This window comes from Hydrogenobaculum sp. Y04AAS1 (assembly GCF_000020785.1).
Lineage (GTDB): Bacteria > Aquificota > Aquificia > Aquificales > Aquificaceae > Hydrogenobaculum.
On the sequence record NC_011126.1, the window covers coordinates 479,256 to 505,872 of the forward strand.

A 26,617-nucleotide genomic window follows, 5' to 3' on the forward strand; every position below is an offset into this window, starting at 1 on the left:
AAAACTTATAATGTAAACCTATGATAGTAAAAAAACCTATTTTAGGTGGAGAGTTTATAAAAACAGGTACGGTTTTGGATGTAATATATCCATACGACAATACAAAAATAGGAAAATCTTACGTTGTTAACGATTCTTATGTAGAAAAAGCCATAGAAAAAGCAAAGATAGGGCTTAAAAAACTATCAAGTTTAAGTGCTTTTGAAAAATATGAAATACTTTACAAAACTTCTGAGCTTTTAAGAAAAAATAAAGAAGAAATAGCAAGGACTATCGTATACGAAGTAGGAAAAACTATAAAAGAGGCTAGGGTAGAAGTAGATAGAGCTATAGAAACCTTCAGATTTTCAGCGGAAGAGGCAAAAAGAATATACGGCAAGACGTATCCAGTGGATGCACATCCAAACGGCAAATCAAAATTTGGATTTTACATAAGAGTACCTGCTGGTATAGTGGTAGCTATATCACCTTTTAACTTCCCTTTAAATTTAACAGCCCATAAGGTAGGTCCAGCTATAGCTGCTGGATGCCCTGTCATAGTAAAACCTTCCGAAAAAACACCTTTAAGCCCAATAATCATGGGTGAGCTTCTTCTTGAAGCAGGATTACCAAAAGAAGCCATATCTGTTTTACCGGGTTACGGGGGTTTGGGAAAAGCGCTCACCACACATAAAGATGTAAGAGTGGTATCTTTCACAGGAAGCAAAATGGTGGGAGAGCTTATAGCAAAACAAGCAGGTATTAAAAAACTTGTTTTAGAGCTTGGTTCTAACTCAGCCCTGGTAATTCATAAAGATGCAGATCTAGAAAAAGCAGCTACAAAAGCAGTTCAGGGCGGTTTTTCAATGGCTGGGCAAGTTTGCATATCAATTCAAAGAATTTTTGTGCACGAATATGTTTTAGAACCATTTTTGAGGCTTTTAGAAGAAAAAATATCAAATATAAAGATAGGAGATCCCATGGATGAGGAAGTAGATATGGGGCCTATGATAGATAAAAATCAAGTGGAAAGGGTAAAACAATGGATAAAAGAAGCTATGGAAAAAGGTGCAAAAGTAGTACAAAAAGCCAAAAACATAGAAAATATAAAAGGAACAAACTATCTTTTGCCAACGCTGCTTTTGGATGTGGATAAAGATAGTACGATATTTAAAGAAGAGGCTTTTGCACCGGTGGTAAATATAAATAGATACAAAGATATAGACGAGGTCGTAAACATAATAAACGAAGGAGATTACGGCTTACAGATAGGGGTTTATACAAAAGATATAAATATGGCTATGGAGTTTGTGAGAAAGTGTGAAGTAGGAGGCGTAAACATAAACGAAGGTCCAAACTTTAGGGTAGATCACATGCCATATGGTGGCTTTAAATTTTCCGGCATAGGAAGAGAAGGACCTTCATTTGCTATAGAAGATTATACTGAGATAAAAAATGTTTTAATATCAATCTAAAAACTTTTGAAGAGCAAACTCTTTGGCAAAGTATGTTATGATGATATCAGCTCCAGCTCTTTTTATTGACAGAAGCGTCTCGTTCATCACATCAACGCCGTTTATGTAACCAAGTTTATGGGCTGCTTTTATCATAGAATATTCACCGCTTACGTTGTAAGCAGCTATTGGTATATTGTAACGCTCTTTTGCAATATGTATTATATCAAGATAGGCTAAAGCTGGTTTTACCATTATAATATCTGCCCCTTGTTCAAAATCTAAGTCCATTTCTATAATAGCCTCTCTTTTGTTGGCAGGGTCCATCTGATAAGTTCTTCTATCACCAAAAGACGGTGCAGAATCTGCGGCATCTCTAAAAGGTCCATAAAACTTGGAAGCGTATTTAGCGGAGTAAGCCATAATAGGTATTTTATAAAAACCTGCGCTATCAAGAGCTTCTCTTATAGCAGCTATCATATTATCCATCATACCAGATGGTGCTACCATATCTGCTCCATGTTTTGCATGAGAAACCACTTGTTTTTTCAGATTTTCTAATGTCAAATCGTTGTCTACGTCGTTGTTTAATATAACACCACAATGTCCATGAGAAGTATATTCACAAAAGCATACATCGGTTATAAGGTAAACTTCTGGATACTTTTGTTTTATAGCTTCTAAAGACCGCTGTATGATACCACTGTCACACCACGTATCTCTACCTTCTTCATCTTTTTTCTCTGGTATACCAAAAAGTATAAAAGCTTTTATACCAAAATCGAGACACTCCTTTATCTCTTCTAACACTTTGTCTATAGAAAACCTATAAACTCCCGGCATAGAGGATATGGGTTCTTTTATGTTCTCTCCGTATGTTATAAAAAGAGGATATACCAAATCCGATAAATCTACGCTTGTCTCTCTTACAAGCGTTCTTATGGTCTCGTTTGCCCTTAGTCTTCTTGGTCTTCTATTCATACATTTATTATAATATTATACCTAACACTTGAAAATGTCTATTTGTCATATATATTTTTAGGAGGTGTTTATGGTTTATTTGGCTATTGTTTTGATGGGTGCATTGCCTTATTATATACTTTTTAAAAGCCCAAAACCAAGAAATGCCCTTATCATATTTTCTATATCAGCCATTGGATTTTTAATATACACACTATTCCCTTACTTACCAAAAAGCTCTTACAATATAATACTTGAAGCAGTAGCTTTTGCTACATCTTTACTGACGTTTTATCTGTCTTATAAAACCACAAATCTTACAAGGTTAAGTTATTATTTTTTGTTTTTAAACGCAATATCGGTCTTCGTACTACCAAGTCATATTTTTAACGTGTATTACTTATCTGTTTTAGGAAGTGCGTTCTTACTTTATACTATATCCATAAAGTACATAGAGATATTTGAAAGTGCAAATTTTTACAATGTAAAAGGTCTTGCCTTGAAATCTCCAAAATTAGCTCTGATGCTTAGATTAACGCTTATGGCTTTGGGACTTTATCCACCTTTTTCAAACTTTTTTTCGTTGTTTTTTGGTATTTTAAAAGAAAGTGCTAACACTGTAAATTATATAATATTTAGTTGGATATTCTTTGCAAACTTTTTTATGGCTTTTAGGATAATGAAAAATACCATCTTTGGAGCACCTAATGAAAACATCGTCTACAAAGATATATCTGGTAAAACTGCTATAGCTATGACATTTTTGCTTTTGGTGCTCGCCGTAATTGGATTTTCTAATCTTTTGGAGGCTTTAGCATGGTAAAAGCTTATCTTGATAATGTAAGGAAATATATACCACACTATTGGCCTATGACTACGTTTGTACATCATAATCCTTTACATGGATTTGAAGATATGCCTTTCAAAGAAGCCCTAAAACAAGCTTCAAAACTTTATAAGGCAAAAGTTTATATGGACCCAGATTACTATGTAGAACTTTACAAAGAAGGTATTATAAAAAGAGATATTTTAGAAAAAAATCTTTTTGAGTTTTTAAAAAGTATTGGGCTTCAGATGTATTTTGCTGAGTCCAAAAAGTTTATAACAGAAATAAGTCAAGACTGGAAATATTACAAAGTAAAATCTTCCACAACCCCAGATATAAACCTAATAGATTACTTCAATCAAAAGATAGTTAAAGACGAAGACACGCTATTTCAAGAGCTTATAGAAGATATGATGCTCTCTGAAATATTAGATGCAATATTAGAAGACAACACCACAGATATTATAGAAAAAGAGATACTGGAGTTTGTAGCAAGGTTTTTAGATGAAGGTCAGACTACAATGTCAATGCCAGAAAGAGAAAAAGGCATGTTTGGAGCTTTTAAGCTCTATGAAGGTTTAAATACTAGCTTAAACGAAGAAGAATATGCAGATACCATACTACATGAGCTGTCTCCGAAAAACGTTGAAAGATATATACTAAATCATCTTTTAAAAGATTTTGGATGGGCAGCTTTTATAAAATATAGAGAGGACAACGAGGATTATTATTTTCAGCAGATACACCCGGCATCTTTGCTTGAATATTTAGCCGTAAGGCTTCATTATGAGAAAAAGTATCTAAACCATTATCCTATATCAAATTTTGTAGAACTTCAAAAGGCTTTTGAGCAAAATAAAACGCTTTTTGTTTTGAAGCTTTTAAAAGCCAAAAACATACTTCCATCAAAATATATAGATAGATTAGAAGAAAAAGATAGTCCAAAAGCTATTTTAAGCGATTATCTTTCAGAAGAGGTGTTTTTAGAGGCTTACCGTATTCAAAACATAGCAAACGAACTTTTACTACACCTTGATAAACAAAAAGATATAACGGATTTTGCATTTTTAATAGAAAAGTTAAAAGAAGAGGAAGGATACATATGGCTTAAATCTTTAGAAGATTCATATATAAAAGAGTACACTATAGATTTCTTGCAATCTAACGAAAAAATTCAAAGGGACATATTGGCAAGCGCTGTTTTTTGTATAGATGTAAGATCTGAGGCCATAAGAAGACATATTGAGAGGCTTGGAAATTACAACACCTACGGAGTAGCAGGCTTTTTTGGTACTCCAATAGCCTTTATAGAATTTGACAAAGGCCATGAGCAATATTTGTGTCCAGCTTTGATAAAACCTCAAAAAATCATATTTGAGCTTCCAGAAGACGAGCACCATGATTATAAAACAAAGCACAATATAAACTACACATTTAAAAAGACCTTAGAATCTCTTAAAAATAACCCCTACACACCGTTTTTTATGGTGGAAGCTATGGGATGGCTCTTTGGTGTAAACTTGTTTGGCAAAACCCTTTTTCCAGATTTTACACTAAAGATCTTGTCTTTTATAAAAGCCAAAAAACCAAAAACACGTTTTACAATAGACAAACTAAGTCAAGAAGAGATAGAATTTTATGCCCAAAAGTTTTTTATACAAAAGATTCAAGAAGCTTATCATCAAGAGTTCAAAAAACATATAAACGATAAAAAAGCCAAAGATTTATTTGAAGCAATTATAAATGAAAACCACAAAGGTATAGATGAACGCATATTAGAGATTTTAAAAACAAAATACAATATAAACAAAGAGAGCTTTGAATTGGAAAAGATTAGACTTTCAAACGTAGGTTATACAGAAGAAGAACAGATAAAACTTGTAGAAAACTTTTTAAAACTTATAGGACTTACAGAAAACATACCAAAGTTTGTGCTTTTGATAGCCCATGGAAGCACTTCAGATAACAATCCTTTTGAATCTGCTCTTGATTGTGGTGCTTGTGGTGGTAACAACGGACTTCCAAACGTTAGAATACTGGCAAGTATAGCAAACAGAAATCAAATAAGAAAAGGTTTAGAGAAAGTTGGTATCAAAATACCAGAAGATACAATATTTATACCAGGCATACACAACACTACCACCGACGAGATAACTTTTTACGATACAGAAGTTATGCCTCAAAAAGATAGGGCGTTATTTGATAAAATAGTAAAAGATTTTAAAATAGCTTCTCAAAAAACAAGGGAAGAAAGGGCAAAAACACTTCCCTATGCAGGCTCTGGCGATAGAATACCTGTTAGGGCTATAGACTGGTCTGAAACAAGACCAGAGTGGGGACTTTCAAAAAATATGGGGGTTTATGTAGGAAAGCGTTCCAGCACTCAAAATATAGCCCTAAAAAATAGATTCTTTATGCAATCTTACACTTGGGAGATAGACAAAGACAACAAAATCCTCAAAAACATCCTTTCAGGGCCATTTATAATAGGTGAATGGATAAATATGGAACATTATTTTTCTACTACAGACAACGAAAGACTTGGAGCTGGGTCTAAAGTATACCACAACGTAGTGGCAAAAGTAGGTGTTTGGACAGGAAACTACGGTGATCTAAGGACTGGACTACCTTATCAGACTGTCTATCACGACGGAGTACCTTACCATGAACCCATCAGGCTTTTAACCTTTATAGAAGCACCTGCCGAAAAAGTCTTAGAAGCTGCCCAAGAGGTAAAAGAGGCTTTAAAACTAGTGGTTAACGAATGGGTAAGGCTGATAATAATAGATAAGCTAAAAGGTGTAGCTTATACCTTTAAAGATGGAAACTTAGAAGTGCTTGTGGATTCTAGGGGTATAAATCAGTTTGTAATATAGTTTATATATAAAGCCCAGAGAAAAACTCCAACCTGTTTATAGGTTTTGTGTTTATATCTTTTAGCTTTGCCCTTTTTAATGGATGATACACCTCAGGGTCTATTTCCAACAGAGGATAATAGAAAAAATCCCTTTCTAAAATATATGGATGAGGCACCTCTAAAGGTTTTGTGAGTATGATGTTCTTATTGAAAAGTAATATATCTATATCTATTTCTCTTGGATGCCATCTTGGTCTTTCTTGTCTTCCTAAATCTTTTTCTATTTGTTTTATAGTTTTTAAAAGCTCAAAATCACCTAAATTAGTTTGGATTTTTGCTACAAAGTTTAAAAACTTTGGCTGATTTTCCATACCAAAGGGCAAACTTTCATACACAAAAGATATTTTTTCTACATAAGATATCTCTTTTAACCTGTCTAAGGCTTTTATTAGATAAGAAATTCTATCACCCAAGTTACTTCCTATACCAAGGTATACGACATTCATACCAAAGCGCTTTGGATTTTTTCTTTCCAGCGATTTACGTTGAATTTGAGTTTTTCTATGTCTATAGTTCTAAACTCCCCTTTATGATATAACACTTTGCCCCTTGCTATAGTAGTTTCTACTGAACTTTCGTTTAAAGAGTAAAGAAGTAGTGCTTTCTCATTGTAAATAGGGATATTTGATATATCTTCGCTTGGGTTTATTATAAGTATATCAGCGTCGTACCCTTCTTTTATAAGTCCAGCTTTTATATTAAAAGCCTCAAAACCATTTTTTGTAGCTATATCTATCGCAATTTTTACAGGCATAGCGGTTGAATCCTCGAAATAACCTTTTTGAAGTTTAGCCATAATAGACATCTCCTCCAACATAGAAAGGTTATCGTTAGAAGCTTCCCCGTCTGTACCAAGAGCTACTCTAACACCTTTTTTAACATACTCCCAAATAGGTGCTATGCCAGACCCAAGCTTTAGATTGCTATCCGGACAATGAACTACTGTTATCTTCCTTTGAGATGCTATAGATACTTCGTCTTCGCTAAGGTGTACAGCATGGGCGCCTATGAACTTATCTGATAGCACACCTATCTCATCTAAATATTCTAAAGGACGTTTTGAATATTTTTCCAACACCCCTTCTACTTCTTTTCTGGTTTCAGATATATGCATATGTATATAAGCATCAAACTCTTTTGCTAGCTCAAGGGATTTTTGAAGGGTGTCTTTGGAACAAGTATAAACACTGTGAGGACACAAAACCGGTATAACAGACTTATGAGATATAAAGGTTTCTAAAAAATATCTTGCTCTTTCAAGGTATTCTTTTGGAGTAGAGGCAACTTTTGTTGGAAAATCAAGTATCCCAAAACCAATACCAGCCCTTATACCCACTTCTTCAACCACATTGGCCACTTCTTCTTCAAAAAAATACATATCAAGAAAAAACGTAGTGCCTCCTCTTATCATCTTTGCAGCAGCTAGCAAAGTACCATCTTTCACAAATTCTTTAGACACAAATTTTGATTCTAAAGGCCATATAACTTTTTGTAGCCAATCCATGAGCGTGAGATCTTGGCCTATACCTTTTAAAAGGCTCATGGCGGCGTGAGTATGCATGTTGCAAAAAGAACTCATCACTATTTTATCTTTTGCCTGCAATATCTCCTTAGCTGGTTCTTCCATATTTTGTTTTATGCTTTTAACAATACCACCTTTTATACCAATATCAACTACCTTACCATCCATTTTAGCGTTTTTTATAAGTATGTCAAACATAATCAAAGGTTTCTTAAAACGTTTATAGTCTCTATCAAAGCCATTGCCGCTTCAAAACCCTTGTTGCCTTGCTTGGTACCAGAGCGCTCTATAGCTTGCTCTATGCTGTCTGCTGTTATCACACCAAACGTTATAGGCTTTTCAAGTTCTAAGGATATAACTGCCAAACCTTTAGATACTTCTGCGGCTATATAGTCAAAATGCGGGGTTTGACCTCTTATCAACACTCCAAGAGCCAAAACACCATCTACATCTTTTTTTGCTAGTTTTTTACAGGCTAAAGGTAATTCCCATGCTCCTGGTACTCTTACCAGCATTATGTCTGTTTCTTTTATTCCATGTCTTTTTAGAGCATCGTAAGAGCCCTCTATAAGCCTGTCTACAAGGGTTGAATTAAACCTAGAAGCTACTATGCCTATCCTTAAACCTTCACCTAAAAAAGAGCCTTCTATAATCATAACTATTAGATTATAAACTATTTTTACTGCTTTTTCTTAACAAAAACTCTGACATATGTGGGTTTTGATAGATTTGGTTTTATTAAAAATGGCATAGGTGCTTCAATATTTACTTTTGCAATATTTATTCCGGTTTTAAGAGTCCTAGCGTCTATATAGGCTTTTGTATCTCTTAACGTTTTAGGATTTAAAACCCTATCCACTACCAGTACACTTAAAATAACGTTCTTAGGTTCCATTATGTAAACGTAATCCTTAGATTTATGCTTTACGTGAACGGTTTTGTAGACCTCTATCGGTACATAGTTTCCATAGTTTACGTAAAGCCACAATCCAACGCTTATAAACAAAGCCAAAAGTTTTAGCTGCCAATCCTTAATTATAATATCTTTACTAAAAGTCATAAAATCTTTTGATTTTACCATATTAAGTTCCTTTTTTCGTTTTCCCTTTTAACGCTCTTCTATCCTGCCCAAATATATATATAAAATCACACATCTCCCCCAACCTTGAAGCTATACTATCTCCCAACCTTAAGACTAAGTCTCCTCTTAAAGCATTTGGTAGATCTTTGTAAGAAAATACTTTTCCACGCACGTCTTCTTGCTCGTTCTCAAAAGGTTTCTTTTGTAATTTTAATGTTATCATATCCATCTTTTTCTTGTTGCTTTTGGTGGCTGGCTTATCTTCAAGTCCCACATCTTTTGGGTTAATATCGTATCTTGCAAGATCAAAATTTGTAGTTATAACAATTGGCCTCATGTCGTTATAACGAGAAGATATTATATATGTAATTAAATCTCTATTGTAATCTGTTAGCACTTCGCTACCAAGATCATCTAAGACAAGTATGGGCGATTTGATTATCTTTGTAAGAAATTTATCATAACTGTTCATATTGTCAGCATATCTATCTTTACCTATAAGAGCTTTTAAATCTACTATAAGCGTTCTCACATCGTAAAAAAGTCCTTTTATTCTGTATTTTTCTTCTAAATAAAGCAAAAGAAATACAGACAAATAAGTTTTTCCAACCCCTGGTGGTCCTATTAAAAAAAGTCCTTTCCCTGAAATTTCTTTAAATTTATTAACGTAATCAAGCACAGATATATAGGCATTTGTATAGCTTTGATTTACGCCTTCGTTGTTTAAAATATCTTGGTTGTTTGCTATACTCCAATATCTTTTTGGTATGTTCATAGCCCTTAGCAAAGGTTCTTTAGAAGAAAACATACAATCGCAATGTTCTACAGTGTTATCTTCTGTTATTATAAACCCTTTGCCTTTACATTTTGGGCATACGGATTTTTTATTTAAATTAAGATTTTCAAAAGATTTTAAATCGTTATTTACATCGTTCATAATAACAATATATCAAATTGCCAAAGAAGTTTCTATGCTTTTAACTTCATCTTAAAATCAATGGCAAAAAACAACACCCCTATAAGGGCAAACACCACACACCAGAAAAATAAATCTTGAAAAGCTTCCGAAAAAGCCTGTAATTCCATAGCCTTGTATAAAATAGCCTCTTTTATTGGTTTTGACAGATAATTGGAATTTAAAAACTCTTTTATTTTAAAAGCATTAAAACTTTGGATAAAACTTATATTGTCAAAATGAAAATCTGTTCTGGTATTTAATATATTTGTAGCAATAGCTGTACCAAAAGAGCCCCCTATAAACCTTATATAATCAAGAATGGTAATCACTATAAGCATTTTTTCTTCTAATCCAGATAAAGCGATAACGGTAACCGGCGGGAAAAATAAACCAAGTCCAACACCAACTATTATAAGCTGTAATTCTGCCACTGATTTTGGTGTGTAGTAATCAAATTTTAACAAGAAAAAATAAAGACTTCCAATATATATAGCGGTTGATACCAAAAGAACGATCTTTGGATTTTTCTTATCGCTCAATACTCCCCCTACAGTCGAAAAAACAGCTATAGAAATAGCAAAAGGAAGCAGCATGAGACCTGTTTTAAAACTCTCTATTCCTTTTAACTTTTCAAAAAACAAAGGTAATGCATAAAAAACAGCATACATAGAAAAACCAAGTACCCATAAATATGCAAGAAATGCCATAAGAAAGTTTCTTTTTGAAAATACGCTAAGGTCTATAAGCTTATTTTTAGAATATACATCTATTGCTATATAAAGCAAAAAGCTTATCAAAGCTATATAGGAAAAAACTATAGTAATGTTTGAACTAAACCATCCCCATTTCTGACCGTTTGATAAAAGCACTATCAAAGATATGGTGCTTATACTTATAAATAGAAGACTTATCAGGTTAAAACTTTCTATTTTTTTACCAATTTTTAGGTTTTTAAGAAAGAAAATAGATAAAAATGTGTTTAAAATACCCACAGGAACATTTACAAAAAATATAGCTTCCCAGCCTATATGTTGAGTAAGCCATCCACCTATGGTAGGGCCAGCAGCCGGGGCTAAGCTAGCTCCAAGACCAAAAATACCCATAGCCGTGCCTTTGTTTTCAAAAATACTAAACAGTATTGCCTGAGCTGATACCATTATAAGAGCTTCCACAGCCCCCTGAATACTTCTAAATAAAACAATTTCATCAAGCCTATGGGAAACACCACACATGTAGCTCGCAGCCGTGAAAAGCCCAATACCCGCTACAAACATATTTTTTAAACCAACTTTGGATTCTATATACTCAATTAAAGGTAAAAGCACTGCAGAAGATATCATATAAGCAGTAACTACCCATTGAATACCATACAAATCGGTGTGTAACGGCGCAATCATTTTAGGCAAAGCGACATCCACTATTGTGGTATCCAAAATAGCCATAAAGGCCCCTATCATTACGATTATTGCATGAAGTATTTTTTCTTGAATGCTCACCTTATCTCCTGCAAGGAGAAAACCTCTATTTTTCCATTGCTAGCTTTTATAGCTTTTATAGCTTCTAGTATTGCATATCCTCCTCTTATAGTGGTGGTGTAAGATATTTTATGATTTATGGCAGCTCTTCTTATATAAAAAGCGTCTGAGCGTTCTTTATGACCAGAGGGTGTGTTTATGATTATCTGTATATCTCCATTTGCTATGTAATCTACTATATTTGGACGCCCTTCTGAAACTTTTAAAACTTTTTCCACCAAAATATTCTTTGATTTCAAGAAAGACGCGGTCCCTTCAGTGCAAAGTACTTTAAAGCCAAGATGTAAAAACTCAGATACTAGCTCAGTTATCTTGGGCTTATCTCTATCAGCTACTGAAATAAAAATGTTTCCAGAAAGTGATATTTTGCTTCCAACCGCTAATTGAGCTTTATAGTAAGCTATACCAAAAGAAGTACCAATGCCCATCACTTCACCGGTGCTCTTCATCTCCGGTCCCAATATTGGATCTACCTCTGGAAATTTATTCCAAGGAAATACCGCCTCTTTTATGGTAAAATATTTAAAATCTTTGGGCAAAAAATCGGATGCAACATGATGCTCTTTGTCAAACACTTCAGGGACAATTTCTCTTAGTCTTTTGCCAAGTGATATTTTTGTAGCTATCTTTGCCAACGGATACCCAACGCTTTTACTAACGTAAGGTACAGTTCTAGAGGCTCTTGGGTTTACTTCAAGCACATAAGGAATATTGTCTTTTATAGCAAATTGAAGATTTATAAGCCCTTTTACCTTTAAGGCTTTTGCTATTTTTATAGTTTGCTCTCTTATCTCTTTTAAAACATCCTCTTTTAAGGTATAAGGCGGGATAGAGGCTGCACTATCACCAGAATGAATCCCGGCTTCTTCTATATGTTCCATGATAGCACCTATCAAAACATCCTCTCCGTCTGATAAAGCATCTACGTCTACTTCTATAGAATCGTTCAAATATTTGTCTATTAAAACAGGTCTTTGATAGCTAACATCCACAGCCTGCTCAAGATAGTCAAGAAGCTCGCTTTCTGTGTAAACGATTTTCATAGCCCTTCCACCCAGTACGTAAGAGGGTCTTACCAAAACAGGATAACCTATATCTTTTGCCACTTTTATAGCCTCTTCCTTTGTGATAGCAATACCGCCTTCTGGTTGCAAAATACCAAGCTCTTTCATTAAAGCGTTAAACCTTCCCCTATCCTCAGCCAAATCTATGCTGTCTGGAGATGTCCCCAACACTTGAATATTTTTCTCCCTAAACTCGCTAGCCAGCTTTAAAGGTGTTTGACCGCCAAACTGAAGAAGCACTCCAAGTACATCACTCTCCCTTTTTATCACATAGCTTACATTTTCCATTACGATAGGCTCAAAATAAAGTCTTGTGGCAGTATCGTAATCTGTGGAAACAGTTTCTGGATTACAGTTTATCATAATAGCATCAAGACCTTCTTCTTGCACTGCTTGTATAGCGTGTACACAAGCATAGTCAAACTCTATGCCTTGGCCTATCCTATTTGGCCCGCTTCCTAATATAATAACTTTCTTCATCAATATAATAATATATAATAAAAACCCATGTTATAATAAAAAAAATGAAAGTAAATATAGCTAAAGATGATTTTTTAAGCCTTTGTAAAGATTACAATACTATCCCTTTATATACCGAGATATTGGCTGATTCTGAAACTCCTTTTTCTATATTTTATAAGCTAAAAGACGAAGAGAGTCAAAATGTTTTATTAGAAAGCGCCGAAACGAAAGAAAACTGGGGAAGATACTCTTTTATATGTAAGGGTAAAAATTTACGTTTTTATCAAAAAGATGATACTTATTTTATAAAAGATGGCGATACGATAACCAAAGGAACGTCAAAGCCATTAGAAGCTTTAGAAAATCTTTATAAAAGCTTTAAATTTTATGAGGATAAGACACTTGGAAAATTCTGTGGTGGTTTTGTTGGTTATATAAGCTATGATATAGTAAAGCACTATCATCCTATTGAGAAATATACAAAAGCACAAAAATCTGGTTTAGACATACCAGACATAGATATGATATTTACCGATTTTTTAATAGTATTTGATAATTTAAAAGCCACTATTAAAATTATAAAACTTATAAGGGTAAGAAATCCTAAAGAAGATTACGAAAAAGCTTTAAAAGACATAGAAGATATAATTATTAAATTAAAAAATAGCAAAGGTATTTCGTTTCTTGATATAAACAATAAAGAACCCGATTTAAAAGAATGGTCTTCAAATATGACCAAAGAAGAATTTATTAACATAGTTAACATATGCAAAAACTATATAGAAAACGGCGATGTGATACAAGTAGTACCTTCTCAAAGGTTTAACAAAAAAATACATACAAATCCTATAAACATATACAGGGCGCTTAGGTATTTAAACCCGTCTCCATACATGTATTTTTTAGATTTTGATAATGTAAAAATTATAGGTTCTTCTCCAGAAACGTTGGTTAAAATCCAAGACGATACGGTAGAAATAAGACCAATAGCCGGGACTATAAAACGTGGCAAAACCCAAGAAGAAGATGAAGAGCTTGCAAAAAAACTTCTAAGCGATGAAAAAGAAATAGCAGAACACGTCATGCTTGTTGATTTGGCAAGAAACGATATCGGTGCCATAGCAGAGCCTGGAAGTGTTTATGTGGATAACATGATGCATATAGAAAAATTTTCTCATGTCATACATATAGTCTCAAATGTATACGGGAAAAAAGCAAAGCAACATTCTATCTTTGAAGTAATCAAACATGCGTTACCAGCCGGCACTCTATCTGGAGCTCCAAAGGTAAGGGCTATGCAGATTATAGAAGAGTTAGAGCCTACAAAAAGAAATGTATACGGTGGCGCTATTGGTTATATAAGCCTAAATCAAAACATAGATTTTGCTATCGCTATAAGAACAGCTACAATATTGGGCAATGATCTTTATGTGCAAGCAGGGGCTGGTATAGTAGCAGACTCAATACCAGAAAAGGAATATTTAGAATCTTTATCAAAAGCTTCAAGTGTTATGAAAGCTGTAAGCGTTGCAGAAGCTTCTCGTGAACTTTGAGCAGTTTATACAAGACAAAAATATTTGTTTTTTAGCAAAGGGTTGGCGAGGTGAAATATATACGTATGAAGATAATAAAGAGCTTTTTTGTATAAAAAAAGCCATACATCAAGAGGCCATCTACGCTATAAAAAAAGAGGCAAATATATTGTCATTTCTATATGCTGACAAAAGGTTTCCACAGATAGTATGCCAAGGAGAAGATTTTTTTGTTTACAAATATATAGATGGTAAGCCTTTTGAAAAAGTTTTTTGGCTTTTAGAAGAAGAAAAGAAAAGGTATGTTTTAGAGTCCATATTAGAGGCAGCTTACTATTTGGACAATATAGGATTAAACAGAGGAGAGTTTGATAAAGAATACAAAAATATACTGATAGATGATTCGCTAAATATATACATATTGGATTTTGATAGAGGCAGCTTCTCAAAAAATCCTAAAAATATAACACAATTTATACAGTCTTTAAGGAGAAAAAATATCCTAAACAAAGATCAAGCTATAGACTTAGGGAAGCTATATAAAACAAACAAAGAAAAAGTATATGTTGAGTTAAAAAAACTCCTCTCCCAACCCCCATCCACTTTTTAAAAGATTAAGGACAAACGTTGGTTTGAGCAGGTATTCTTCCTAAAAGCCTTAAAAACTTTGAAAACGGTCCCATATTAGCCATAGCCACAAATTTAGGGCCAGAAAATGAGAGTTCACCAAACATCATGGCATGCATTGGGCCGTATTCACCTCTACCCATTTCTATCCAATGTTTTGTGGTAGCATACATAAGAAAATCGTTTCCAGTGCGTCCATCTTTTGCCCAACCACCATAAATACATTCGGCTTTCCCGTTCATATTCTGAATATATAGCTCAATTTGTTTTCTAGGAGAGCAATCTTTTCTGTATAAAAACAGCTTTCTTACAGGCGCTCCTCTCCATTCACTACTTGAAGAGGCCATACCCACCAGTGCCGGCGTTTGGTCCCAAAGACTACAAAGCTCTCTGGCATAGCTTGCGTCCATCATCACAATAGCATTAGCAGAACCGCTCAATATACCTACTAAACCCATAGCTAAAATAGCTTTTTTCATAAAAAACCTCCTTGAAATTCTTTATAAAGTTTATATTATTTAGATAAATACATACTTAATTATTTCTTATGCAGAGAAAAGAGATACAAATATAACAATATTCTAATTACTAAATTTTCCACCTAACGCAATAAAATGATTTATAATAAAATCATGAAGAAAAGAGTAATAATAACACCAAAAGAAGGTATTCTAGATCCTCAAGGTAGGGCTTTAAAAGATGTGTTAAACGAAGCTGGTTTCGATATAAAAGATGTAAGAATAGGGAAAATAATAGAAATAGAAGCTGATTCACTTGAAAATCTACAAAAGATGATTGAAGATTATATTATAAATCCACTTATTGAAGATTACGAAGTGCTATGATGAAAATAGGTATTTGCGTGTTTCCGGGTTCTAACTGCGATTACGATACTTACTATATAGTAAAAGACATTTTACAAGAAGACGCAGAGTTAATTGATTATACCGTTGGAGATTTGGAGCGCTTTGACGCCGTTATATTACCAGGAGGGTTTTCTTTCGGAGATTATTTAAGACCGGGGGCTTTAGCTTCCAAAACACCTCTGGCAGAAGCCATAGTAAACTTTGCAGCGAAAGGTAGATATGTGCTTGGTATATGCAACGGATTCCAAATTTTAACAGAGTTAAGACTCTTGCCTGGAGCACTTCTTCCAAACGAAAACGATAGATTTATATGCAAAAGGGTAAATATATCAGTAGAAAATATTTCTACAGCTTTTACAAAAGAATTAGAAGAAAAGGAGACAATAGTGCTACCCATAGCTCACCACGATGGTAGATTTTATGCGCCTGAAGATGTGTTGGAAGAAATTGAGAAGAATAACCAAGTGGTGTTTAGATACGAAGGAGAAAATCCAAACGGTTCTTTGAATTCCATCGCTGGGGTGTGCAACAAAACTGGTAACGTAGTAGGTATGATGCCTCATCCTGAGCGTATATCCGAAGATATTTTAGGTGGTTTGGATGGCCTAAAAATTTGGCATTCTCTTATAGCCTAACTTAAAGGAGGCAATATGGATTTAGAAACCCAAAACATTTACGTAAATCAAGAAATTCAAAAGTTAAATTTGATGCCGCTAAGAGATATTATAGTATTTCCCGGAATGGTTATACCACTTTTTGTAGGAAGGCCTTTTTCTGTAAGAGCTATAGAAGATGCTTTTAAACATAATAAGCTTATGTTTTTTGTACTACAAAAAGATAGAGACCAAGAAGAGCCAAAGTCTCTTAACGAGCTATATAAAATAGGTACTATAGTTAAAATACTAAGGGCAGTTCCTCTGGAAGATGGTAGACTTAAGATACTGGCCCAAGGTTTAGAAAAGGGCGAGCTCAAAGCTTTAGAAAAAGTAAACAACATTTATGTTGCAGATGTTTTGCCGATCAAAGAAGAAATAATAAAAATAGATGATTTACCACCAAAAGAAAAGGCTTATGTAAATTCTATAAAAGATTTAATAGAAAAGGCTGTCAATTTGGGTAAGCAAATAATACCTGATTTTGTAGGGATAGTTAGGGAAACCGAAGAGTTAGATAAATTTTTAGATCTTGTCGCTTCTATACTTGATTTAAAAGCCCAAGATGCTCAAAGCATATTAGAGATTACAGATCTTAAGAAAAAGCTTGTCAAAATCCATGATTTGCTCCTTTCGGAAGTGGGCATATTGGAGTTGCAAAATCGAATAAAAAATAGTGCCAGAGAAAAAATGGAAAAGGAGCAAAAAGAATACTATTTAAGACAGCAGATGAAAGCAATACAAGAAGAGCTTGGGGAAAGCGACGATAGACAAGCAGAGGTAAAAGAATATTTAGAGAAATTAAAAAAATTAAAAGTGCCAAAATCTGTAAAAGAAGATATAGAAAAACAGATAAATAGATTATCAAAGATGTATCCAGAATCAGCAGAGAGCACAGTTATAAGGACATGGCTTGATTGGATTTTTGAACTTCCTTGGAACAAAAAAACAAAAGATATCTTTGATATAGAAAAAGCTCAAAAACTTTTGGATAAAGACCATTACGATTTAGAAAAGATAAAAGAGCGTATAATAGAATACTTATCTGTCAGAAAACTTACAAAGGGTAAGGGCTCTAAGTCTACAATACTTTGTTTTATTGGACCACCAGGGGTTGGAAAAACATCCTTGGGGCAATCTATAGCAAAAGCTACAGGAAGAAAATTTGTAAGGATTTCTTTAGGTGGCATAAGAGATGAAGCAGAAATAAGAGGCCATAGGCGAACATACGTAGGGGCTATGCCAGGGCGCATAATTCAAGCCATAAAGCAAGCTGGCGTTAAAAATCCTCTTATCATGCTTGATGAGATAGACAAGCTGTCTGTGTCTTTCCAGGGAGATCCAGCGGCAGCTCTTTTAGAGGTGTTGGATCCAGAACAAAATAAGTCTTTTACGGATCTTTACATAGGGCATCCTTTTGATCTTTCGGAAGTGCTTTTTGTAGCAACTGGCAATAGAGTAGATACTATACCACAACCTCTTTTAGATAGAATGGAAGTGCTTTATCTTTCCGGGTATTCTGAAGAAGAAAAGCTTCATATAGCGAAAAATCATTTGTTACCCGCCATCATAAAAGATCACGGCTTTAAAGAATCGGAAATAAACATAGAAGATGAAGCTATATTAGAAGTTATTAGGAGTTATACAAGAGAGGCAGGTGTTAGAAACCTCAAACAAAAGTTGGCATCTTTATTGAGAAAATTGGCTGTTAAAAAACTAAAAGGTCAAAAACCGCCTTTTGTAATAAATAAAACTGCCATTAAAGAACTCCTTGGCGTACCTCGTATTATCAGAGAAAAAGAAGAATTAGAACAAGCTATTGGTCTTGTTACTGGTCTTGCCTGGACCGAAGTAGGCGGTGAAATAATGTATATAGAGGTTACAAAATTAAAAGGCAAAGGAGCTCTTATATTGACCGGTTCTTTAGGTGATGTTATGAAAGAATCTGCCCAAGCTGCTCTTTCTTATATAAAATCAAAGGCAGATCAGTATGGAATAGATAGCTCCTTGTTTACAAAATACGATGTACATATACACGTTCCAGAAGGTGCTGTACCAAAAGACGGCCCATCGGCTGGCATTGCTATAGCTACTGGTATATTGTCGATATTTACAGAAAAGCCAGTAAGACTTGACGTAGCTATGACGGGCGAGGTTACTTTAAGAGGAAGGGTCTTACCCATAGGTGGTGTTAAAGAAAAGATTCTTGCTGCAAAAAGAGCCGGTATATATGAAGTGATACTACCATCAAAAAACAAAGTTGAAGTAATGGAAGATTTGCCAGATTATGTGAAAGAAAAAATGCAATTTCACTTTGTAGACCATCTAGATGAAGTGTTTAAAATTGTTTTTAAGGATAACATTGTAAAGCAGAAGCCTAAAAAAGGCTCCAAACCCAAAAAAGCTAAGGAGAAGCCTTGATATTAAGCGATAAAACCATATTGGACTACATAAAGAGCTCAAAAATTATAGTAGAGCCTTTTGATGAATCTTCTTTGCAATGCTCTTCTTTGGATCTAAGACTTAGTAATTCGATAGCTTTTTACGAAGAGCTAGATATAATAGATATTAAAAGCCCTATACAGGCAAAAACTGTAACTTTCGAAGAATATTTTATTATAAACCCCGGCGAATTTTTATTGGCCTCCACCATGGAATATATAAAACTTCCAGAATTTATAACAGCTTTTGTAGAAGGAAGAAGCTCCTTGGGGCGTCTTGGGCTTTTCATAGAAAATGCTGGTTGGGTAGACGCTGGATTTGAAGGTCAAATTACGCTAGAGCTTTACAATGCTAACAAATATCCTATTAAGCTTTACAAAGGCATGAGGATATGTCAACTTGTTTTTGCTAAACTTGACGAAATACCAAGCAAAGTTTACAGAGGCAAATACTTATGTCAAAAAGGAGCTACACCTTCAAAGATTTTTATGGATTTTGATAAGAAGTAGCGTATATGCTATTATGGTTTTGAAGCCATATGAGCGCATGGTATACTTTATAAGCGTAAGAAGGCCTTCCGTTGTAATGCCATATGGCTTGCCAGCTAAGCCCGTACCTATCCACAAGCTCTCTCAAAAGTTTAGCAGATACGTCAAGGTTATAACAAGGATCTAACAGAGCGTAAGGGTTCAAACCCCATCTTTTTATGTTTATTATATTTATTTGAGCTATTCCTACATCAAAGTTGTAGCCATGACTAAGCAAATAATTTAACACTATTTTGGCTTGATATTTATTCTTTGGATAATATTCTTTTATACTTCTACCATCGGCATTCACATTTATTGCATATGAATTAAAATTGCTCTCAACCTTTGCTATGGCATAAAGGAGTTTTGCATTTACACCATACTTATTTGCGGCCTGTTCAAAGCAATATTTATATTGAAAAGCGTATACCTTTTTAGTGTAAAAGCTGAAAACAACGAAAAACATTGCCAAAAGTATACTTATATTAAAACTTTTCATATCAAATATTATAATAAATTCTTTGAAGGTTTGCCTACATAATACCCTTGAACAAAATCTATACCAGCAGAAATTAGAGCCTGTAACGTCTCTTCATTTTCGACGAATTCTGCAATAGTTTTCATATTTAAGGCTTTTGTTAATGTTACAGTGCTTTTTATGAATGCTTCATCTATTTTATTAGAAGTCATCGTTCTTACTATTTCACCATCTATTTTTACAAAGTCTATTGGAAAGTGTTTGATATATGCATAAGAAGCAAAACCTGCACCAAAATCATCTATAGCGAAAGAGAAGCCTTCTAACTTCAAAGCCTGTACAAATTTTTTTATTATTTCTATATTTTTTATTGTATCTCTCTCTGTAATTTCAAATACTATGCGGGTAGATGGAAAGCTATATTGTGTTAGAATGCTTTTAACTTTGTCTATGAAATCCCCTATTATTAGAGATTTAGGGGAAAGGTTAAAGAATATTTTAATATTATCCGGCAATTTATGTTTAACTATAGTATCTATAGCTTTTTCTATTAAAATATAATCAAGTTTATACACTAATCCTAGTGTCTCGGCAATCTCTATAAATTTGTAAGCTGATAATATTTCTCCATTATCTTCTATCCTCATCAATACTTCATATGCATATGGTTTCATAGTTTTTATATCTATTATAGGTTGAAAATATGGAATTACTTTTTTCTTATCTATCGTTTCCATTAGCAAGAAACTGATTTTCCCAAATTCTTGCGCAAACACTCCCAGATCTTCGTCTGACGGCAATTTTATACCGTTTTTGCCTTCTTCTTTCATTTTATATAACAGATTATCGGCTAAGACAAATAACTCTTTTGCCGCTCTAGCATGGTCTGGATACACCGCAGCTCCTATAGAGATCGTTGCTTTTGCATATTTGCCACTGTTTACTTCCATAGAAAACTTATCTATATCATCTAATAGTCTTTTAGAGGCGCTGAAAGCTTGTTCTGCATCAGTATATGGCATTATAACTACAAATTCGTCTCCGCCATATCTTGCTATTATGTCTTCGTTTCTAAAATTGGCCTCTATTATTTTAGCTACTCTCCTTAAAAAATTATCACCGACCGTATGACCATATGCATCATTAATTAATTTGAAATTATCAAAATCTATAACCAACAAAGAAAATTTATAATTATGCCTTTTGGCTCTCTCTACTTCGTATTCTAATAGCTCCCAGAAAACTCTCTGATTGTAAAGATTGGTAAGCGGATCTCTAGTAGCATAATATTCGAGCTCTTTAGTATATTTGTTTATAGCTTTTATAGAACCTATAATATTTAAAATCGTTGCTAATAAAGCTTCTACAGCCATCTTTTTAACTTCGTTTTCACTAGCTTGAAAGCTTATACCTATACCTACTGAACCACCTATCAACGGCTTTTCTAGTATAAGATTCTTTGACAACTTAGCTATTTTCTCGTAATCTATTATTTCTATTGAATTTTCAAGCAAGATATGTTGAAAGTCCACCTTTGCACCAGGCACGTATATACCAGAAGTTTTAAGGGATTTCAAAATATCTTCTTCTACTTTTTTCTTGTAGCCTTCACATTTACATCTCCAAAAAATAAACGATTCAAACTTATCTTCTCCAGTTCTGAAAATAGTGTAGAAAAATACAAAGTCCATAAGCTTAGCTATATCTTTTAATAGACCTTCTAAAAATTCTTGCCAATTTGCTATAGCTTCTGATGTAATTATAAATTGCTCTAATAGTTTTATCTCAAATTCTAGTATTTCCTTATCTACAGTAATCTTAGCTAATTTTTCTACAAGAGTAGATATACTATCTCTTATCTCATTTATTTCATTGAAGAAAAAATCTATGTTACTAAAATTTATTTTGGTTAAGTCATCTACAGAAACTATGTTTTCTATTTCTTTTTTAAATTTATTTACATTGGAATGAATTACTTTCATAATTACAAACGATACAAACGATGCTCCTGCAACGATAACAACCAAAGAAAAGAATAAACTTTTAAAAATATCAACTTCTATTTTGTGTATAGCATTATATATGTTTGATTTTACTTCTATAACGCCTAGCGTATCTCCAACTTTAGCGTTTATGTGGCATCTTAAGCATACATTTTGAGCCTTTAACGGATAAAAATATCTGATAGATGAGTCGGTCTTATAAGAATAGAATGTTCCAGTTCTGAATACCTTATCAACATAAGGGCTAGGTTTTTTCTGATTTATTTTGCCAAATAACTCATCTACCAACTTTCCTCTATATATATAAACTTTGGTATTAGAATTTTTATGGGCAGTTTCTAAACTTTTAAGGAAATCTTCTAGTTGTTCTTTAGTCCAATCTGTTTTCATTATTTGAAACATATCACTAAACGTTTGTTGAGCTAAAGCTTTGGATTGTTGTATAGTTATGCTTTTAACATCATTTATGTATGTATTCATCGTAACAATTAGAGTTGCAGCTACTAAGACAGACACAAGTCCCGCTATTAGCAATATAAAAACGCTGAGTTTTTTCAATTTAAGCATCTCATTTATTATAACCAAATAAAGTAAAAATGCAAATATAAATGATATAAATCAATGAATGTTAAATAATATAGTAAGTTCTTATATACTTGTGCATTATGCATTAAACAAGGATTCTAAATCTCCTATCTTTTGCTGCTCTTTTGTACTCATATTTTTTAATATATAAATGCCTTTTTTCAACTCTTCTGGGCCAATGATTAAGGTGTATGAAGCATGTAATTTGTCGGCTATCTCAAGCTTTTTCTTTAAATTCGATCCTTTTGATATAAGCTCTACCCTTTTGCCTTTTTCCCTTAGAATATTTGCAACTTTTAAAGCCTCTAAAGCCTCTAATACCGTGTTTTCTATGTAAACTACAGCGTATAACTCTTCTTTGTATTGGGATTTTAAAAACAACATAATACGCTCTATACCAGCGGCAAAACCCACAGCAGGTGTTTTTGGACCACCCAAACTTTCTACTAGATTATCGTATCTTCCACCGGCTAAAAGGGTAAGATTATCTTTTACAAATTCAAACACAGTTTTTGTATAATAATCTAAACCCCTCACAAGGCGTGGATTTTCTTTGTAAGGTATTCCAAAAGAATCCAAATATATTTTTAGGCTTTTATAATGATTAGAACAATCTTCACAAAGATAATCAAGCATTATTGGAGCTTCTTTTGTAAGATCTTTGCAGGTTTCAACTTTACAATCCAAGATCCTTAAGGGATTTTTAAAGCGCCTTTCTTCACAATCCTTACATAGTCCTTCGATATCTTTAAGATAATTTGTTAGAGCTTCTCTATATTTTGGCCTACATACGGGGCATCCAATAGAGTTTATTTCAAGGGTTATATCTATGTTTAGTTTTTTAAAAGCATCAAAACAAAGGTTTATTATTTCAAAATCGGCAATTGGACTATCAAGACCTAAAACTTCACAACCTATTTGATGGAATTGGCGTTTTCTACCAGACTGAGGTCTTTCATATCTAAACATAGGCCCTTCGTAAAAAAGTTTTAGGAAAGGTTTTTTATACAAAAGTCCATGTTCTACCACTGACCTCACCACTCCAGCCGTGCCTTCTGGTCTTAATGTCAGTAGTCTTTTACTCTTGTCTTCAAACACAAACATCTCTTTTTGAACAATGTCTGTGACTTCACCTACGCTTCTATCAAAAAGTTCTTTGTATTCAACTATAGGAAGAATTATCTCTTCAAAATTGTAAACTTCAAAAAGCTTCCTAAAAGTATCTGTTATATACCTAAACTTCTTTGTCTCTTCAAAGAATATATCATCAAATCCCCTTATGGCTTTTATATGTTCCATACTATACCCAAAGAGGTATATCTTGGGCTGGATTTGAAAGGGCTCTTAGATTACCCATCTTCATAGACTCTATATCAAACTTGGTCAGCGGTTTTTTTGTTCTCATAAAATGGTGCATTAAAACACCTGAAGATTCTAAGCCAATACCACCCATTTTTATTTCCTTTGAGGATAAAATTCTATTTCTTGGATTTAGTTTTATGGGATTTTTGTATCCTACAAATTGATATCCGTACACTAAGTCATTTTTTATAAAAACCTTAAAAAAGATGCCATCTTTCTCAAAGACCAAAGACTTATCAGCATCTTCAAAAAGACCACCAGAACCAGCCGTTACTTTTTTTGTTTTAACGGCATTGTAATCAACGCTTCCAGTGTTTATAGTCTTTTTGCCTACCATGTTAAAACCAGCCACGTAACCTTCTTGAACAGCTGCCGGAAAAAGAGCTATCCATCTATGGTGACCCCATATATCTATACTTGAACATATATCCCCTGCAGCGTAAATATCTTTCACAGATGTTTCTTGATGCTCATTTGTAAGTATACCACCTACAATTCTTCCGTTTTCTTTGTGTATTTCTACATCTTTAACTACGTTTATAATGGGTCTTACCCCCACTGACATAATTACCATATCGGCATTTATTTCAAAGCTATTGTCATTTGACAGCTTTTTTACCAACACGGATTTTACTTTTCCATCTTTTCCTTGAATGGCTATTACCTGATGCCCAGTATAAAAATTTATACCTTCTTTTTCTAAAGCTTGTTGATAAATATAAGACATTTGATGGTCCAGCATCCTTGGAAGTATTCTGTCGAATATCTCTACAACGTGCACCTTGTATCCCATATGTAAAAGTGTCTGGGCGTCTTCTACGCCTATTGGACCTGCTCCTATGATAACGATATTTTTCACTTCGTTTCTTTTTAGATAATCTTTTATTTTGTAAACATCCGATAAGCTCTTGGCACTAAAAACCCCTTTTAAGTCCACACCTTCTATAGGAGGTATAAAAGAATAGGTGCCTATAGCCACAAGACACTTATCGTATTTATATGTCTCACCGCTTTTGGTTTTTAGGCTTTTAGCATCTGGATCTATTTCTACTATTGGAGTCTCCAAAAAGATATCAACGTTATTTTTTTTATAAAACTCAAAGCCACCTTTAAAAAAAAGAGCCTCTTCGCTTATGTCTTCTCTTAAGACGTTTTCCATGCAGTTTGGGGCGTATGCTGGAAAACTCTCGGCGGAAAAAAGCCTTATTGGTATATCTTTATCTACTTTTCTTATAGCCTCTACGGCACTAACTGCCGCAGGGCCATTTCCTACTATTACTATCATTTTGTATTTAATATGTAATCAATAAGTGTTCTCACACCAAAACCTGTACCGCCTTTTGAATAATATTTGTATTCTTTTTCTGTGAAAGCTGGTCCTGCTATATCAAGGTGAGCCCATTTTATGCCTTCTCCTACAAACTCTTGCAAGAACATAGCAGCCGTTATAGCACCGCCGTATCTTCCACCTGTATTTTTAATATCCGCCACGGGAGATTTTATCTTTTCCCTTAGATTTTCATCATCTAATGGAAGTTGCCAAAGCCTTTCGCCAGTTTTTTTTGAAATCTCTAAAAGCGCGTTTCCAAGCTCTTGATCATTTATGAAAAGTCCTGCAGTAAATTCACCAAGCGCTACTACGCAAGCACCAGTAAGGGTAGCCATATCTATTATAACATCCGGTTTTTGTTCGGAAGCATAAGATAATACATCTGCCAAAGTTACTCTACCTTCTGCGTCTGTATTGTCTATCTCGGCGGTTTTACCGTTTCTAAACACTATTATATCATCTGGTCTATAAGCTTTGCCATCTGGCATATTTTCAGCTGCTCCTATAAACCCGTGTACTTCAACATCTGGTTCAAGTTTTGCTATAGCTCTCATAATAGCTATTGTATTACAAGCCCCAGATTTGTCTAACTTCATAGTTCTCATGTAGTCACCAGTTTTTATATTTAACCCGCCGCTATCAAAGGTAAGTCCTTTACCCACGATAGCAAGTTTCTTTCTATTTTTCTTATTTTTCTTAGGTTTATATATTATGTGCATAAACCTTGGTGGAGTCTCAGAACCTTTGCCCACCATCCAAAGGCCGTTCATACCTTGTTCTTGAATCCATTTTTCATCGTACACATGAACCTTCAAGCCAACTTTTTCACACTCTTTTTTTGCTATATCTGCAAGTGTTATAGGATTTATAACACATCCGGGTTCGTTTACGAGGTTTCTTGAAAAAACTTGAGCATCAGCCACTATACTGCCGATATTTATACTCTTTTGATCTCCGTTTAATATGTTGATAGCTTCTACGTCAAATTTTTCTTCCTTGTCTTTGGTCCTATACTTATCAAAATCATAGTTTCCTAATAATAGCCCTTCTGTAATAGCTCTTGAATATCTTGTATCAGCTATTAACACAGCCTTAGATACTTTATCTTTTTTTAGTTTTGCACTTGCTTTTGCTGCCACTTCTCTATACACATCCTCTGTAATCTTATCTGGCTCTCCCAAGGAAAAAATATAAACAATAGGATCTATAAGTTTAATAAACTCTCCCTTTTTACCTTTAAACCTTTCCACTTCCATTGTTTTTTCTATAGTTGTTTTTAGGCTTTTAAAATTTTTAATATGTTTTTCTAAAAGCTTCAAAGAAGTACCTTCTATTAGGAAAACTTTTACATCTTCTGGTTTTACGCTTTTAACAGAGTTTACAAACATAACCTTGCCATTAAAACCAAACCTGAGATGCCGGCTTGGGCTGAGGTATTTCTATCCCGCCAT

23 protein-coding genes are annotated in these 26,617 nt (G+C 33.9%); 9 read left to right on the forward strand and 14 right to left on the reverse strand.

Translation table 11 applies throughout. The features are described 5' to 3' along the window. Window positions 1-20 precede the first annotated feature (20 nt). On the forward strand, window positions 21-1,454 hold the full coding sequence (locus HY04AAS1_RS02740) for an aldehyde dehydrogenase family protein (protein ID WP_012513587.1): 1,434 nt from the start codon (window positions 21-23) through the stop codon (window positions 1,452-1,454). On the opposite strand, the gene hemB is transcribed toward HY04AAS1_RS02740, so the two are convergent. Then, entirely contained in the window at window positions 1,446-2,414 is a 969-nt protein-coding gene (gene hemB, locus HY04AAS1_RS02745) for a porphobilinogen synthase (protein WP_012513588.1), read from the reverse strand. The genes HY04AAS1_RS02740 and hemB overlap by 9 nt on opposite strands. 70 nt (window positions 2,415-2,484) lie before the next feature. Between hemB and HY04AAS1_RS02750 the strand changes: the two genes are divergently transcribed. Both HY04AAS1_RS02750 and HY04AAS1_RS02755 read left to right on the forward strand, forming a co-directional pair. Further along, entirely contained in the window at window positions 2,485-3,216 is a 732-nt protein-coding gene (locus HY04AAS1_RS02750) for a hypothetical protein (protein WP_012513589.1), read from the forward strand. Continuing rightward, window positions 3,210-6,095, forward strand: a complete 2,886-nt coding sequence (locus HY04AAS1_RS02755; RefSeq protein WP_012513590.1) for a DUF2309 domain-containing protein — start codon at window positions 3,210-3,212, stop codon at window positions 6,093-6,095. The genes HY04AAS1_RS02750 and HY04AAS1_RS02755 overlap by 7 nt, the downstream gene beginning before the upstream one ends. 1 nt (window position 6,096) lies before the next feature. On the opposite strand, the gene folK is transcribed toward HY04AAS1_RS02755, so the two are convergent. The 7 genes from folK to carB are packed head-to-tail and all read right to left on the reverse strand — an operon-like array spanning window position 6,097 to window position 12,776. Next, window positions 6,097-6,582 (reverse strand): 2-amino-4-hydroxy-6-hydroxymethyldihydropteridine diphosphokinase, encoded by a 486-nt coding sequence (gene folK / locus HY04AAS1_RS02760; protein ID WP_012513591.1) that lies wholly within the window; start codon window positions 6,580-6,582, stop codon window positions 6,097-6,099. After that, window positions 6,579-7,856 carry an amidohydrolase gene (locus HY04AAS1_RS02765; RefSeq protein WP_012513592.1) on the reverse strand — a complete coding sequence of 426 codons (1,278 nt, stop codon included), beginning with the start codon at window positions 7,854-7,856 and terminating at the stop codon, window positions 6,579-6,581. The genes folK and HY04AAS1_RS02765 overlap by 4 nt, the downstream gene beginning before the upstream one ends. A gap of 2 nt (window positions 7,857-7,858) precedes the next feature. Next, entirely contained in the window at window positions 7,859-8,314 is a 456-nt protein-coding gene (gene ribE, locus HY04AAS1_RS02770) for a 6,7-dimethyl-8-ribityllumazine synthase (protein ID WP_012513593.1), read from the reverse strand. A gap of 23 nt (window positions 8,315-8,337) precedes the next feature. Next, window positions 8,338-8,739 (reverse strand): hypothetical protein, encoded by a 402-nt coding sequence (locus HY04AAS1_RS02775; protein ID WP_012513594.1) that lies wholly within the window; start codon window positions 8,737-8,739, stop codon window positions 8,338-8,340. A 1-nt stretch (window position 8,740) separates the two neighbouring features. Then, the gene (locus HY04AAS1_RS02780; protein ID WP_012513595.1) at window positions 8,741-9,676 is read right to left on the reverse strand and encodes an ATP-binding protein; all 936 of its coding nucleotides are present in this window, start codon (window positions 9,674-9,676) and stop codon (window positions 8,741-8,743) included. 32 nt (window positions 9,677-9,708) lie between these two features. Continuing rightward, the gene (locus tag HY04AAS1_RS02785) at window positions 9,709-11,193 is read right to left on the reverse strand and encodes a DHA2 family efflux MFS transporter permease subunit (RefSeq protein ID WP_012513596.1); all 1,485 of its coding nucleotides are present in this window, start codon (window positions 11,191-11,193) and stop codon (window positions 9,709-9,711) included. Beyond that, entirely contained in the window at window positions 11,190-12,776 is a 1,587-nt protein-coding gene (carB, locus tag HY04AAS1_RS02790) for a carbamoyl-phosphate synthase large subunit (protein ID WP_012513597.1), read from the reverse strand. The genes HY04AAS1_RS02785 and carB overlap by 4 nt, the downstream gene beginning before the upstream one ends. A 44-nt stretch (window positions 12,777-12,820) precedes the next feature. Here carB and trpE point away from each other — a divergent pair, with 44 nt between their 5' ends. Together trpE and HY04AAS1_RS02800 are read left to right on the forward strand one after the other, a co-directional pair. Beyond that, the gene (trpE, locus tag HY04AAS1_RS02795; protein ID WP_012513598.1) at window positions 12,821-14,311 is read left to right on the forward strand and encodes an anthranilate synthase component I; all 1,491 of its coding nucleotides are present in this window, start codon (window positions 12,821-12,823) and stop codon (window positions 14,309-14,311) included. After that, on the forward strand, window positions 14,301-14,900 hold the full coding sequence (locus HY04AAS1_RS02800; RefSeq protein ID WP_012513599.1) for a serine/threonine protein kinase: 600 nt from the start codon (window positions 14,301-14,303) through the stop codon (window positions 14,898-14,900). Before trpE ends, HY04AAS1_RS02800 begins: the two co-directional genes overlap by 11 nt. Window positions 14,901-14,904: 4 nt before the next feature. Here HY04AAS1_RS02800 and HY04AAS1_RS02805 read toward each other — a convergent pair whose 3' ends face one another. Then, a complete protein-coding gene (locus HY04AAS1_RS02805; RefSeq protein WP_012513600.1) occupies window positions 14,905-15,396 on the reverse strand; it encodes an SCP2 sterol-binding domain-containing protein in 492 nt (163 codons plus the stop codon). Window positions 15,397-15,549: 153 nt separating this feature from the next. Here HY04AAS1_RS02805 and purS point away from each other — a divergent pair, with 153 nt between their 5' ends. The 4 genes from purS to dcd are packed head-to-tail and all read left to right on the forward strand — an operon-like array spanning window position 15,550 to window position 19,387. Further along, window positions 15,550-15,762, forward strand: a complete 213-nt coding sequence (purS, locus tag HY04AAS1_RS02810; protein WP_012513601.1) for a phosphoribosylformylglycinamidine synthase subunit PurS — start codon at window positions 15,550-15,552, stop codon at window positions 15,760-15,762. Next, a complete protein-coding gene (gene purQ / locus HY04AAS1_RS02815; RefSeq protein WP_041308001.1) occupies window positions 15,762-16,418 on the forward strand; it encodes a phosphoribosylformylglycinamidine synthase subunit PurQ in 657 nt (218 codons plus the stop codon). Before purS ends, purQ begins: the two co-directional genes overlap by 1 nt. A gap of 15 nt (window positions 16,419-16,433) precedes the next feature. Further along, window positions 16,434-18,857: an endopeptidase La gene (gene lon / locus HY04AAS1_RS02820; protein ID WP_012513603.1), complete on the forward strand. Its 2,424-nt coding sequence runs from the start codon at window positions 16,434-16,436 to the stop codon at window positions 18,855-18,857. Further along, window positions 18,854-19,387, forward strand: coding sequence for a dCTP deaminase (gene dcd, locus HY04AAS1_RS02825; protein WP_012513604.1), 534 nt, complete (start codon window positions 18,854-18,856; stop codon window positions 19,385-19,387). Before lon ends, dcd begins: the two co-directional genes overlap by 4 nt. Here dcd and HY04AAS1_RS02830 read toward each other — a convergent pair. The 5 genes from HY04AAS1_RS02830 to HY04AAS1_RS02850 form a co-directional block, all read right to left on the reverse strand. Continuing rightward, window positions 19,365-19,907: a lytic transglycosylase domain-containing protein gene (locus HY04AAS1_RS02830; RefSeq protein ID WP_012513605.1), complete on the reverse strand. Its 543-nt coding sequence runs from the start codon at window positions 19,905-19,907 to the stop codon at window positions 19,365-19,367. The two genes, dcd and HY04AAS1_RS02830, sit on opposite strands and share 23 nt — an antisense overlap. A gap of 8 nt (window positions 19,908-19,915) precedes the next feature. Beyond that, window positions 19,916-22,456: an EAL domain-containing protein gene (locus tag HY04AAS1_RS02835; protein WP_012513606.1), complete on the reverse strand. Its 2,541-nt coding sequence runs from the start codon at window positions 22,454-22,456 to the stop codon at window positions 19,916-19,918. A 96-nt stretch (window positions 22,457-22,552) separates the two neighbouring features. Further along, window positions 22,553-23,773, reverse strand: coding sequence for a histidine--tRNA ligase (gene hisS, locus HY04AAS1_RS02840; RefSeq protein ID WP_012513607.1), 1,221 nt, complete (start codon window positions 23,771-23,773; stop codon window positions 22,553-22,555). A gap of 1 nt (window position 23,774) precedes the next feature. After that, window positions 23,775-25,121, reverse strand: coding sequence for an FAD-dependent oxidoreductase (locus HY04AAS1_RS02845; protein WP_012513608.1), 1,347 nt, complete (start codon window positions 25,119-25,121; stop codon window positions 23,775-23,777). Continuing rightward, window positions 25,118-26,554: a leucyl aminopeptidase gene (locus HY04AAS1_RS02850; protein WP_012513609.1), complete on the reverse strand. Its 1,437-nt coding sequence runs from the start codon at window positions 26,552-26,554 to the stop codon at window positions 25,118-25,120. The genes HY04AAS1_RS02845 and HY04AAS1_RS02850 overlap by 4 nt, the downstream gene beginning before the upstream one ends. Window positions 26,555-26,617: the final 63 nt, after the last annotated feature.